This window comes from Ruegeria sp. CDSA034 (assembly GCF_059612275.1).
Genome location: NZ_JBXWQH010000011.1, coordinates 108630 through 121017 on the forward strand (window position 1 = coordinate 108630; position 12388 = coordinate 121017).

Genomic DNA, 12388 nt, shown 5'->3' on the forward strand with positions numbered 1-12388 from the left:
AATCTGATCAGTTAATTGCCGAGTGTGAACAAGTTCATTTGCGCAACCACAGATTAGTGCCTAGACTCTGTCTGGGACGATATCGGGAGGACTCATTTGACTGCCAGTATAGGCGCAGTGCTATTGATGCTCTGCTTGTTGCAGATCAAACATATGTTTGCGGATTTTTTTCTCCAGACTCCGAAAATGTTGGCAGGGCGCGGTGAGTATTTTCACGTGGGCCGTGCGCAGCATGCGGGCGTGCATGTCATCGGGTCAGTGATTGTCTTTTTGATTTTTGGCGCGCCGTGGTCGTTTATTTTGATCATTGCTGCACTGGAATGGGTTGTTCACTTCAATATTGATTTCGCCAAAGCTAGCTATTCGGACAAAAAACAACTGATGCCGACGCAAGCCGCGTTTTGGCGGGCTGCGGGTCTGGACCAGTGCCTGCACAACCTGACATACATCGCCATGGTTTGGGCCTGGGCTGAATTCGCGACCTGATCAGCGATTGCTTCAGGCGACGTTTTCCAGGGATTGCGGACAATACGCGTCCAGCCACATTCGATCCAATTGGTCGATTCTAGCGGCATCGAAACGTTCTTCTTCCTCCCAATAGCGACCAGACGAAACGAAGTAATTCAACTGTGCCTCTGCCTGCAGTGCCGCTTGCATACCCTTTGTCGAAAGCAGCCTGTCAGACATTAGGGTGTCAGTCGTCACCGAAGGAAAGACCAGCCGGCTTTCACCCTGCGACAGTCGAACCACGCGGCAGTTCTGCGCGGCACCGAACAAAGCCAACCGGGCGGATTTTGCCTCGAGCGATCGCAGCGTCACATCAGCGCGCAAAGGGTCGGCTGCTCCATTGCCGTAAAAATGGGTCTTGCCGTAATTCGGGTAAATCATGTCACAGCCAAAAAAGGCCAAGACGGCTGGCTGAAGCGCGGCCAAAGCCCAGTAACCAGCCGTAAACGCCATCGTGCCACCGGCATAAACAAATCCGCCAAACTTGTTTTGATGCGGAACGTATTCATCCGCCTCGACGATGCTTTGGCTGCGAACCAGCTCGTCCGGGCGATTGCAGATAGGGAAGTCCTCGGGATGGATGAGGAAATCCCAATCGTCGCGGATACGCCAGGCGTTGTTGATTGCAACGATGTGGGTAAACGGATCCCGCGACCACTCCCGAGCTGCAGCGGCGGCCGGTGCACTTCCAAGTATCAAAACGCGATGCATCGGTTCGACCATTCTGGGCCCTGCCCTTTTTAGTTCCCCGGAAGGATAGAGCGTTTTTTTTCCTTAACTACCCCAGTACAGAAAAACTGCTTTCTTCGTTGATCGGGCGCTTGCGGGAATAGAACCCCACATCAATGCTCCGCCCGATATAGGGAAGTTCGTATTGCAGCGGCTGCGCATCGTGATCCGCGCCCCCTTCACAATACGCGATCAGGGCCGTCATCATCTTGCCTGCGATCGGCGCGTTCTTGTACTGGTTCCCACTGGTCCCGCAGGCCATGTAGAACCCCGGCAGGTTGGATTTGTCATAGATCGGAATCCAGTCTGTGGATGCGTCATACAGGTCCACAACTCCGCGCGTTTTGGACGGGATGCCAAGACTTGGGACGCGCTGCGCGTATCGCATGGCCTGCGTTGTCCACTGGTCGGTGAAGTCGTGGTTGTAATCCACATCATCCTCGCACCACTGATGCGGGTCACATTCCGGATCTTCCGAGCCAACCAGAATGTGGTTGCCGTGCTCGGGTCGACAGTAGCAGGCAATATCGCTGTCCGAGACAATCGTTCCGTCGTTTTCGAAATCAAACCCCTCGGGTGCGGGGACGTGCACAACCTCTTGCCGCAACGGGCGGGTTTCGATCGTCATATCATCCAGGACACCCGCCATCTTGTTGATGATCGCTGAGCCGGGGCCCGCGACGTTCACAACGACTTTTGCGTGGATTTCTTCGCCCGAGGCAAGTTTAACACCCGAAACCCGACCGTCGCTGGACAATATCTCGACCACTTCGGCACCAGTGCGCACTTCTGCGCCATGCAGCTTAGCAGCATCCATCAAGTTCTGCGCGGACAAAGCCGGGTCCGTGACATATCCCGCCTGCGGCCAGAACACGCCGCCCTGCATCTTGCGCCCGTTCGGGTGCCCGAATTCCGGATCATCCATCCGGCGCGCCGGCGCGAAACTGTCCTGCGAGTAGATCGGCAGGCGCTCACTGACTTTATCTGATGACCATTCTTCGAACGGGCAATCCAGATCGGCGCTGTTCTTCATGTGCTTTTCAAGCAAACCATTGGCATCAGTCTTCATCACCAGACAGCCGGTCTCGCGGAATTGCGCCAGATTAACATCCTCGGGCAGGCCGAGGTAGTCCGCCCAATCGCGCCAATAGTGGTAACCTTCCCATGCAAACGCCGTTCCATCGAAGGTCGAATAATGCATCCGAATAATCGCACATGACCCCGCGGTCGAACCGTGGCCAACCTGACTGTTTCGGTCCAGCGACAGGGTTTTCCAGCCTGCTTTGGCCATTTCAAAGGCGATGGCCGCGCCGATCACACCTGTTCCGATGATGATTGCGTCAGGTTGACTCATGAGGCTTCTCCCTTCCAATAGCGCATTGAATAGGCGCTGAATTCTTCGACTTCTTCGAACTTGGGCTCAACCCCAGTGAAGACATAAAGGTAATGCGGAACCATTGCGATCCGCGTGGACATTGGCTCGTTCAGCTGCGCCAGATCATAACCGATCTGCATATAGTACAGCACGCGGGCACGCGTTTCGGCCTCGACCTCGGAATAGCCATAACGCGCGAACATGGCGTGAAGCGCTTCGAGCCTGCGCGCATCCGATTGATCAAGCGCCCGGCGTACTTTCCCCGATTTGCGCGCCCAATCCCGGACGGCAAAATCCAACGCGGTATCGAACAGTTCAGTATTCACCACGCAACGATGCACGTTGCAAACGGCTGCGGTTATCGTATCCGCCGGGGCATTGGCCTGCGCGACCAAAGCCGCCGTATTCGTCGCATGCCAGCGCGCTAGCAGGGCATCCAAAAGCTCTTGCCGGGATTTGAAGTACCAATAGAAGGACGACCGCGACACAGCCATTCGTTCAGCCAGGTTCAGGACCTTGATCTGATCTACACCGTCCGAGATCAGCACATCCATAGCCACGTTCAGCCAGTCGTCACGCGTGACCTTAATATTGCCGACCAAAGGCTCGGCTTCGGGGTCGTCCCTGTGCAGGATGGGCTTGGTACTCATTCAGCTCTCCGGTGGAGCGCCGCCCTCAGCGGTACCGCGCGCAATGAACTCATGCAAGGCACCCATGCGGTCGCTGTCACATGAAGGCGCTTTGAAGTCAGACAGAATACTCTTCCAAACCGCGGTTGCGCGATGATTGGCATCCATCGATCCGCGCTCTGTCCAGGTTCCGAAATTTGCATAATCGTGCAAATGCGGTTCATAGAATTCGGTGTTGTAGCGCTCCATCGTCTGGCTAGAGGCAAAGAAGTGCCCGCTGGGTTCGACTTCGCTCAGCGCGGTGTCGAAACCGATCTCAGCTTTGCCCGCCTGCGCCCCCGCGCTCAGTTCGGCGACCATGTTCAGGACCTCGGCGTCACAGATCATTTTCTCAAAAGAAACTGTCAAGCCACCCTCCAGCCAACCGGCCGAGTGAATGATTACCGTCGCCCCTGCCATCAGACAGCCCCAAAGACCAAATTGGTTTTCATTCGCCGCCTGTACATCGTTGATGTTCGACGCTGATCCGGCAGCTGACCGCCAAGGCAGACCAAGGTGCCGGGCCAATTGACCTGCGGCAAGCGAAGCCTGGAAATGTGAGGGTGTTCCAAATGCGGGCGCACCCGATTTCATATCCACGTTGCTGGTGAACGTGCCATAACACACCGGCGCACCCGGCTTGGTCAGCTGTGTCAGCGTCAGCGCCGCCAGCGCCTCGGCATGCGAAAGGGTGATAGCTCCGGCCACGGTGATCGGGGCCATTGCGCCCATCAGCGTAAACGGTGTGATGATCGACATCTGGCCGTTGCGGGCGAAATCAATCAGACCCTGCGCCATTGGAATATCCAGTGTGCGCGGGCTGTTCGTATTGATGATCGTGTAGCAGTGTGCGCCCGCCTGAAACTCATCGTCCGACAGCCCCCGCGCGATGGACAGCATTTCAAAGCAATCCATCACCTGCGGCGTCCCGCGTGAGAAAAAGAACGGGAACTTGTCGGTCAGCTCCATCTGCGCCTGCGTCGTGAAATAGTGGCGCAGATGGGTCGGCACGTCCTGCGGTTCGACCTGAGGCGAGATCATCTGGAACACATCAAAATGATGCGTAAGCTTTAGGAACTCCAGATAATCCTGCCCTGTGGCGGGACGGCGGCCGCGTTCAAGATCTGTCGCGTTCGGTGCCCCTGCCCCCGGTTGAAACACCAGACTACCTAGCTCAAGGGTGAAGTCTCTGTGTCGCGCGCCTGCATGGCACGCTATCGACTTTGGTGCTGATGCGACGGCGGCTTCAACAATGTCGCGGCCGATGAAGACCATCTCGGTATCTTCATCCACCCGCGCGCCCGCTTTCGCAAAGAGACGCCGGGCTTCCGGAAGCAGGCATTTGACGCCCAACTCCTGAAGTGTTCGCAAGGCCGTTTCGTGCATATCCGCAATCTGGTCAGCCGGGAACACCTCCATCAACGGGAAGGGATTCTTCAACTGGCGATAATTCACGTCCCGACTGGGCGCAGGGGCGGCCTCGGCGCTTCGCCCGCGCCGTCGTCGCCCGCGTTCGGATGTTTGTCCGATCATGCTTAGCCCCTCATCGCTTTGCCCTGCGGGTCGTAAGGTGAAGGCGCGACAACCCTCGCGGGCCTCTCGACACCAACCACATGGACCGAAAGCTCTGTTCCGGGCGCGGCCTTGTCGCGATTGACCAGGGCCATTGCCAAAGACTTGCCGGTGTAGTGACCGTATCCGCCGGATGTCACAAAGCCGACACGCTCACCGCCCGCCCAAACGGGTTCATAGCCACTTGCATCCGCATCATCGGCGTCCACTTCCAATGTCACCTGTATCTGCGCCGGACCGTTTCCGTCGCGCTCGGCCACAGCGGCCTCTTTGCCGACAAAATTCTTGTCCCAATCGATCCATCGATCCATGCCTGTCATTCCCGGCGTGTAAAGCTGCGTGAACTCTGCCGACCAGATGCCAAAACTCTTTTCTAGCCGCGTTGACAGCATCGCGTTGAAACCGCATTCGCGAATACCCTCATCCGCGCCAGCCTCCAACAGCATCCGCCGTAGTTTGATGTGATCGCCATAGCGGCAGTTGATCTCATACCCTTTCTCGCCGGTCACAGACATGCGGGCAACACGTGCGCGCACCAACCCGATGTCAAAATCTCCACAGCCCATGAATTTCAGACCCGAGATGTCCTGTTCAGCCAACTTTTCGACCACGGCTTGCGACTTGGGCCCAACCACCGCGAACCCGCAATATTCCTCGCCCAGATCCCGAACATTAACGCCGTCGATCATGTGATCGTCAAACCAGCGCATGTGCCACGCCCGCAAGTAGTAGCTGCCCATGATCCACCAGGTTCCGTCGCCCCAGTTGAGCACCGTAAGATCTCCTTTGAGCCGCCCGTTCTCACCCAGCATCGGCGCCAGCTTCGCCCGACCGGGCGCTGGCAGTTTTGAGGCCATGACTTTGTCCAGCCAAACCTCAGCATTCGGGCCACTGACCTCAAACCGGGAGAATCCCGAGATATCCATCAAGCCGACGCCTTCGCGGATTACCTTGCATTCGTCAGCTACGATATCGTGCGCATTCGACCGCTTGAGCGTCGGTGTTTCCTCGAACCCTTTCGGTGCAAAATACAGCGGCACTTCAAGATCCCAGCTGATGCCCCATTTACAACCCGCATCCGTCATCGCGTCATGCGCTGGGGCCATTTTTAGCGGCCGCCCCGCGGGCAGTTGCTCGTTCGGGTAGGTCATTACAAAGCGGCGGGAATAAAACTGGCCCGTGGTTTCACGGATATACCGCTTGTTCTGCGCAAAATCGCCAAAGCGCGCCACGTCCATCGGCCAAGCATCCGCCTCGGGCTCGCCATGGATCATCCATTCAGCCAGCGTCTTGCCGACGCCTCCGCCCTGCAGGAAACCTGCCATAACCGCGCAGGCCGACCAATAGCCGCGCTTGCCGGGAACCGGGCCGACCAACGGGTTTCCGTCGGGCGCAAAGGTGAAAGCACCGTTTACCCATGTCTTGATGCCTACGTTCTGGATCGACGGATAGCGTTCAAAGCCAAGCGTCAGCTCATTCTCGATCCGGTCGAGCTGTTCCTGAAACAGCTCCTCACCATAATTCCAAGGCGCACCGTCCATGGCCCAGTGTTCGTGATCGACCTCATAAATGCCAACCAGAACGCCTTTCTGATCCTGCCGCATATAGGTGAACCCTTCGAGGTCGACGGTCATCGGCATTTCGAATTCGGCTTCAGCGACCTCGGGGACTGTGTCGGTGATCAGGTAGTGGTGTTTCAGAGGAGACACCGGCAACTCCACCCCCGCCATACGCCCTACTTGCTTGGCCCAAAGGCCAGCAGCGTTAACCACGTGTTCACAAGTGATCGTGCCCTTGTCAGTGATGACCTGCCAGCCATCGTCGGTTTGGATCAGTTCTTCGACCTTGGTTTCTTCGTAATACTCTGCGCCCCTCTTTTTTGCCGCTGTCGCATAGGCCTGAACCGTGCCAGTCGTGTCGATATAGCCCTCGCGGTCCGCCCACATGGCCCCCAAAACGCCGTCGGTGGACATGATTGGGCAACGCCTTTGCGCCTCCTCCGGGCTCAGCAATTCGCAGTCATCAATGCCGATAGACTGGAAGATGCGGTAATTCGCCTGCAGCCATTCCCACCGTTCGGGCGTTCCGGCCAACGTCAGGCCACCGGTCATGTGCAAGCCGATATTCTGACCCGATTCCTTTTCGATCTCGCTGAGCAGGTCGATTGTATACGCCTGCAAGGACGCCATGTTTGGGTCCGCATTCAGAGCGTGAATGCCGCCAGCCGCATGCCAGGACGAGCCGGACGCCAGCCGCCGCCGTTCCAGCATAACCACATCTGTCCAACCAAACTTGGCCAGATGATACAGAACCGAGGCGCCCACGACGCCGCCCCCGATGACCACAACGCGATACTGAGAATTCATCCTGCGCTCCCCTGCATGTCTCACGAGGGACGCTAGAGGCACTGTTCACATCTGTCTAGACATTTCTGTACAGTTCTGCGCCTACCAAGAAACCGCCTTGGTGCGGCAGTTTTCAAAGTTGTGCGCTGGGACGGGAAGCGATCTTATCAAACCACGCTAAAGTGGCTGTGTTTTCTTGCGGAATTCGCTTTTTGATCACGCGGGCAAAGTCAACGAAGACAAAGGTGGAAATGTCAGCCAGAGTGAAATCTGAACCTGCGATAAACGCGCTTTCGCTCAGTCGCTGTTCCAGAAGCGAAAAGAAATGGTCAACGCGAGTTGAACCGCGCTGCGCCAGTTCCGGGATTTGCGCGTGATTCACCGGACCCGGAATTGCCCTGTCAGCAAAGGCTGGATGTGTATTCCGCAACGCCTCGGCTACAGGCGCGCCGCCCTGCTGTTCGACAATGCTATTCCACATCAGAACCTGCCCCTTTTCATCCGGAGTTCGGCCCATCAAAGGTGGCTCAGGAAACCGCGCCTCAAGATAGGCGGCGATCCCTAGATTCTCAGTTAGCGTGCTGCCCTCATCCGTCACCAGCACCGGAACCGTTGCATTGGGGTTCACCGCGCGAAAGTCGTCACTGAGTTGTTCACCTTTGCCGATCGAGATTTCTCGGGTTTCGATATCCAAACCCTTTTCGGCAATGAACATGCGCGCGCGCCGTGGGTTGGGGGCCGTGGAACAATCATAAAAAAGCATCAGGTTCTCCCACCCTGTCAGCGGCGATAAATGAAACAGCGCCCCTCGACGGCCCCTTCAGGAAGGGACACTTCGGTCAAGGTATCGAAATACATCCGGTCGCTGGACACCATCAAACCACCCTCGGCTAATAGCGGCTCGATCAATGGTGAGACAAATCTGGCGAAGTCGTCGTTCTTTTTGCGGTTGTGGCCGCCCAGATCCGCGTGGATCAGACTGGCTGTGGCTCCGAACCGATCCACCGAGGCCGGTAGTGTTTCCCGAACGTCTCCCAAAATCACCCGATCTTCTGGCGGCGTGGAATCCGGGTGCGACGCCACGGCGCGCTCGAAAACATAAACAGGTCGACCTGAAATATACTGCACCATGTGATGATAGGTGCGCCCATTGCCCAACCCCAGTTCGAACACTGGCCCAGGCATTCCTTTGGTTTCAGAGATGGCGAAATCCAGACAGGCCCGTTGGGACACCATACGGTCGATGAACAGATCCAGGCGGCTTTGGTTGTCGGGCACGGGGAAATCTCTCCTTGATATCAGTCAGCTCATGATTTGGGGCCGACACCGCATGTGATGACAAATCCTCAAGGATTTGTGTAGGTAAATTGGCCTAAGTTTCACATTTTCGCGACAATTCGGCCCAAGAACGGGTTTGACTACACAGGCACAACCGCGCGAGACTAAGTCAAAAAACACAGGGAGTTGAATACGCCGATGTCGAACCACGGACGAACGGGTGGAAAACCCGCATGACTGCGTTGTTGTCCGTCAGAGACCTCAGCATCGGTTTTGGTGCGGGCGACTCAGTTGTCAAAGGAGTCAACTTTGATGTCGAGGCCGGGCAGACATTGGCTCTGGTCGGTGAATCCGGATCGGGAAAAACCATCTCGTGCCGTGCAGCCTTGCGTATTCTGCCACGTGCCGCGCAAATCCGCAGTGGCACGATAACCCTGAACGATTCGAAAGGCTTCGAGGATCTGACCAAGATCAGCGAACGCCAGATGCGCGACATTCGCGGCAATCGGGTTTCGATGATTTTTCAAGAACCGATGCGGTCACTATCCCCGTTGCACAAGATCGGCAATCAGGTCAGCGAGGTCTTGTGGCTGCATCGAAGCGCGTCCGAGGCGCAAGCCCGCAAAGAGGTCCTGACCCAGTTCGAACGCGTGGGCTTTCCTGATCCGCAACGTGCGTATGATTCTTACCCGTTCGAGTTGTCGGGCGGCATGCGCCAGCGCGCCATGATTGCGATGGCAATGGTTTCCAAGCCGGAACTGCTGATCGCGGATGAGCCGACGACCGCGCTGGACGTAACGACACAAGCGCAAGTGCTTGGTCTGATCAAAGAACTACAGCGCGAGACAGGAATGGCTCTGATCCTTGTGACGCACGATCTTGGTGTGGTTGCCAATATGGCAGAACAGGTCGTTGTCATGCACAAGGGTCGCGTGATGGAGGCAGGGGCAGCCGCCCCGATCCTAAGCGCCCCGGCGCACCCCTACACACAACAATTGTTCAACGCGGCCCCTGCAATTCCCGACGAAGATTCGGTCGGGCTGCCTATGCCGGATGATGACCTCATTCTACAGATGAAGGGGGTGTCCAAGACCTACACTATGCGGTCCAGCAGGGGCTGGCAGGGGGACAAACTGATCCATGCCTGCCGAGGTGTGGATCTGAAATTAGCCCGCGGCAAAACACTGGCAATCGTCGGCGAAAGTGGCTCGGGCAAAACAACGGCCGCGCGGATCGCCCTTGGCGCGGAACTGCCCGATCCGGGTGGCGAGGTTCTGTTTCGCACCTCGCCAGGCGAAGACCCGATCACCGTGCACCACATGAACCGCTCTCAGCGCACGGCCTTTCAACGCAAGGCGCAGATGGTGTTTCAGGACCCGTACAGCTCGCTCAGTCCGCGGATGCGCATTCAAGACGCGCTGACCGAGCCTTTGGAAATCCACTCCATTGGTTCGACCGCCGAACAGCGGGACAAAGCGGTCGAGATGCTGCAGCGTGTGGGACTGAATGGTGATATGCTCAAACGCTATCCACACGCCTTTTCCGGCGGACAACGGCAACGCCTGTCGATTGCGCGGGCGATGATGCTGGACCCGCAACTGATTGTCTGTGACGAACCGACATCGGCACTGGATGTATCGGTTCAGGAACAGATCCTGACCTTGCTGGAAAACCTGCAGGACCGGTTGAACCTGTCCTACCTGTTCATCTCGCACGACCTTGCAGTTGTGGCGCGCATTGCCGACGAAGTGGCCGTGATGCGCCGGGGTCTTGTCGTCGAACAGGCCCCGCCCGAGACGCTGTTTTATAACCCCCGACACCCTTACACCAAGGCGCTGATTGCCGCCCAACCAGAGCCCGACATCAACCGGCCCATCGACCTTAAACTGGTTGCGTTGGGCGCTGGTTCACCAGACAGTTGGGATGACACCTTCCGATTTACGGACTCCGTGATACCCTCACTGGTAGAGATGGAGCCCGGCCATAAGGTACGATGCCATGTTTAAAACCACTCGCCCGCTCATTCTGGCTGCCACGTTGGCTGCCACTTTGGTCCTGCCCGCCACGGCAGGAACACCGACCCCTCAGGAAAGCGAATTCTGGCAAGCCGAGGTCAGCGCTGGGAACCTGCCGCCGGTCGCAGAGCGCCTGCCAGCCGAACCTCTGATCGTGGATCTGGCAGCCAAAGGCCGCGAGTTTGGTGCCCCCGGTGGTACCCTGCGCACCATGGTGACCCGGTCAAAAGACATCCGCCAGATGGTCGTCTATGGGTATGCGCGATTGGTTGGGTTTGACGAAAACTACGAAATCGTCCCTGATCTGCTGGAGTCCTATGAAAACGAAGGTAATCGAAAGTTCACACTGCATCTGCGTGACGGGCACAAGTGGTCCGATGGATCGCCGTTTACATCCGAAGACTTTCGTTATTGGTGGGAAGACGTTGCCAACAATGAAATGCTCAGCCCTTCTGGCCCACCTGATTTCCTGATTGTTGAAGGTAAAACGCCAACCGTGACCTTCCCGGATGAGACAACTATTGTCTTTGAGTGGGAAAACCCAAATCCTGATTTTCTGCAGTCGCTGGCCCAAGCGCGCCCGCCATTCATCTACCGGCCGTCTGAATTCCTCAAACAGTATCACGAGAAGTTCGCAGATGCTGAAGACCTCGCCTTTCAGGTTGAAGACGCACGGGTCAAAAGCTGGGCGGCGCTGCACAACAAGCTGGACAACCTCTACAAGTTCGACAACCACGAACTCCCGACGCTGCAGCCTTGGCTGAATGCAAGTTCGGGCAAGAAGATCCGCCACAATTTCGTTCGCAACCCTTATTATCACCGCATCGATTCCAACGGCGTTCAGTTGCCCTATATCGACATCGTCGAGATGGAAATCGTCGCTGCTGGCTTGGTCGCGGCCAAGACCAATGCTGGCGAAACTGATCTGCAGGGGCGCGGTCTGGCGTTTCGCGATGCATCTATCCTGAAAAAGGGTGAAGCCGGCGGCGACTACAAAACTCTGCTGTGGAAGACCGGTGTCGCATCGCAAATCGCGATCTACCCGAACCTGAACTACTCGGATGAAGTTTGGCGCGACGTTCTGCGCGATGTTCGTGTTCGCCGGGCGCTGTCCCTGGCCATCGACCGCAAAACCATCAATCAAGCGCTCTATTTCAAACTGGCCCATCCCGGTGCGATGTCCGTTTTACCCGCGTCTCCGTTCTATGACGAGGAAAACGCAAAAGCCTGGGCGCAGTATGACGTTGAGATGGCCAACGCCCTCCTGGACGAAGCTGGCCTGGCCGAGCGCGATAAAAACGGCATTCGCCTGCTGCCGGATGGGCGCCCGATGGAACTGATCATCGAAACCGCAGGAGAGCGGCAAGAGGTTGAGAACGCGCTTCAGATCGTCACGGATACGTGGCGCGAAATTGGTGTGGACCTGATCATGCGCCCACTGGACCGGGACATTCTGCGCAACCGCGTTTTTGCAGGTAACACCATGGCCTCAGTTTGGTTTGGCTGGGATGACGGTATCCCGCAGGCGCACACTTCCCCTGCTTATTTGGCACCTACGGATCAGGTGTTTCTGGCCTGGCCCAAATGGGGACAATTTTACCAAACCGGCGGCGATGTTGGTGAAGCGCCTGATATGCCTGAGGCTGAACGTCTAATGCAGCTGGCCCATGATTGGGAGGTTGCTACCACCGACGAAGAGCGTTCGGCAGTCTGGTCAGAAATGCTGAACATCCACGCTGATCAGCTTTTCGCCATCGGAATTCTGAACGGCGCACCGCAGCCCATCGTAGTGTCCAACCGTCTGCGCAACGTGCCCGAGCAAGGCATGTGGGCGTGGGAGCCCGGCGCACATTTTGGCATTCACCGCCCCGACGAATTCTTTTTCGCCGACTAATCAGG

10 protein-coding genes are annotated in these 12388 nt (G+C 57.0%); 3 read left to right on the forward strand and 7 right to left on the reverse strand.

What is annotated here, in order from left to right; all coding sequences use genetic code 11:
• Nucleotides 1–126 precede the first annotated feature (126 nt).
• On the forward strand, nucleotides 127–486 hold the full coding sequence (locus tag AC2FLJ_RS16950) for a DUF3307 domain-containing protein (RefSeq protein WP_373455762.1): 360 nt from the start codon (nucleotides 127–129) through the stop codon (nucleotides 484–486).
• A 12-nt stretch (nucleotides 487–498) separates the two neighbouring features.
• On the opposite strand, the gene AC2FLJ_RS16955 is transcribed toward AC2FLJ_RS16950, so the two are convergent.
• The 7 genes from AC2FLJ_RS16955 to AC2FLJ_RS16985 form a co-directional block, all read right to left on the reverse strand.
• Nucleotides 499–1230, reverse strand: coding sequence for a hypothetical protein (locus tag AC2FLJ_RS16955; RefSeq protein ID WP_496699722.1), 732 nt, complete (start codon nucleotides 1228–1230; stop codon nucleotides 499–501).
• 55 nt (nucleotides 1231–1285) lie between these two features.
• The gene (locus AC2FLJ_RS16960; protein WP_496706848.1) at nucleotides 1286–2590 is read right to left on the reverse strand and encodes an NAD(P)/FAD-dependent oxidoreductase; all 1305 of its coding nucleotides are present in this window, start codon (nucleotides 2588–2590) and stop codon (nucleotides 1286–1288) included.
• Complete coding sequence (locus AC2FLJ_RS16965) at nucleotides 2587–3261, reverse strand: TetR/AcrR family transcriptional regulator (protein ID WP_496706850.1); 675 nt, start codon at nucleotides 3259–3261, stop codon at nucleotides 2587–2589. Before AC2FLJ_RS16965 ends, AC2FLJ_RS16960 begins: the two co-directional genes overlap by 4 nt.
• Nucleotides 3262–4812 carry a trimethylamine methyltransferase family protein gene (locus AC2FLJ_RS16970; RefSeq protein ID WP_496706852.1) on the reverse strand — a complete coding sequence of 517 codons (1551 nt, stop codon included), beginning with the start codon at nucleotides 4810–4812 and terminating at the stop codon, nucleotides 3262–3264.
• Between the two features lie 2 nt (nucleotides 4813–4814).
• The gene (locus AC2FLJ_RS16975) at nucleotides 4815–7217 is read right to left on the reverse strand and encodes a GcvT family protein (protein WP_496706854.1); all 2403 of its coding nucleotides are present in this window, start codon (nucleotides 7215–7217) and stop codon (nucleotides 4815–4817) included.
• Between the two features lie 112 nt (nucleotides 7218–7329).
• Entirely contained in the window at nucleotides 7330–7959 is a 630-nt protein-coding gene (locus AC2FLJ_RS16980; RefSeq protein ID WP_282120742.1) for a glutathione S-transferase family protein, read from the reverse strand.
• Between the two features lie 17 nt (nucleotides 7960–7976).
• Nucleotides 7977–8474 (reverse strand): class I SAM-dependent methyltransferase, encoded by a 498-nt coding sequence (locus AC2FLJ_RS16985; protein ID WP_109312533.1) that lies wholly within the window; start codon nucleotides 8472–8474, stop codon nucleotides 7977–7979.
• 233 nt (nucleotides 8475–8707) lie between these two features.
• Here AC2FLJ_RS16985 and AC2FLJ_RS16990 point away from each other — a divergent pair, with 233 nt between their 5' ends.
• Both AC2FLJ_RS16990 and AC2FLJ_RS16995 read left to right on the forward strand, forming a co-directional pair.
• On the forward strand, nucleotides 8708–10480 hold the full coding sequence (locus AC2FLJ_RS16990; protein WP_282170720.1) for an ABC transporter ATP-binding protein: 1773 nt from the start codon (nucleotides 8708–8710) through the stop codon (nucleotides 10478–10480).
• Nucleotides 10473–12383, forward strand: coding sequence for an ABC transporter substrate-binding protein (locus AC2FLJ_RS16995; protein WP_496706857.1), 1911 nt, complete (start codon nucleotides 10473–10475; stop codon nucleotides 12381–12383). Before AC2FLJ_RS16990 ends, AC2FLJ_RS16995 begins: the two co-directional genes overlap by 8 nt.
• Nucleotides 12384–12388 lie beyond the last annotated feature (5 nt).

Coding starts and splice junctions, on each gene's coding strand:
- AC2FLJ_RS16950 (WP_373455762.1), top strand. CDS start 127: ATGCTCTGCTTGTTGCAGATCAAACATATGTTTGCGGATTTTTTTCTC.
- AC2FLJ_RS16955 (WP_496699722.1), bottom strand. CDS start 1,230: ATGGTCGAACCGATGCATCGCGTTTTGATACTTGGAAGTGCACCGGCC.
- AC2FLJ_RS16960 (WP_496706848.1), bottom strand. CDS start 2,590: ATGAGTCAACCTGACGCAATCATCATCGGAACAGGTGTGATCGGCGCG.
- AC2FLJ_RS16965 (WP_496706850.1), bottom strand. CDS start 3,261: ATGAGTACCAAGCCCATCCTGCACAGGGACGACCCCGAAGCCGAGCCT.
- AC2FLJ_RS16970 (WP_496706852.1), bottom strand. CDS start 4,812: ATGATCGGACAAACATCCGAACGCGGGCGACGACGGCGCGGGCGAAGC.
- AC2FLJ_RS16975 (WP_496706854.1), bottom strand. CDS start 7,217: ATGAATTCTCAGTATCGCGTTGTGGTCATCGGGGGCGGCGTCGTGGGC.
- AC2FLJ_RS16980 (WP_282120742.1), bottom strand. CDS start 7,959: ATGCTTTTTTATGATTGTTCCACGGCCCCCAACCCACGGCGCGCGCGC.
- AC2FLJ_RS16990 (WP_282170720.1), top strand. CDS start 8,708: ATGACTGCGTTGTTGTCCGTCAGAGACCTCAGCATCGGTTTTGGTGCG.
- AC2FLJ_RS16995 (WP_496706857.1), top strand. CDS start 10,473: ATGTTTAAAACCACTCGCCCGCTCATTCTGGCTGCCACGTTGGCTGCC.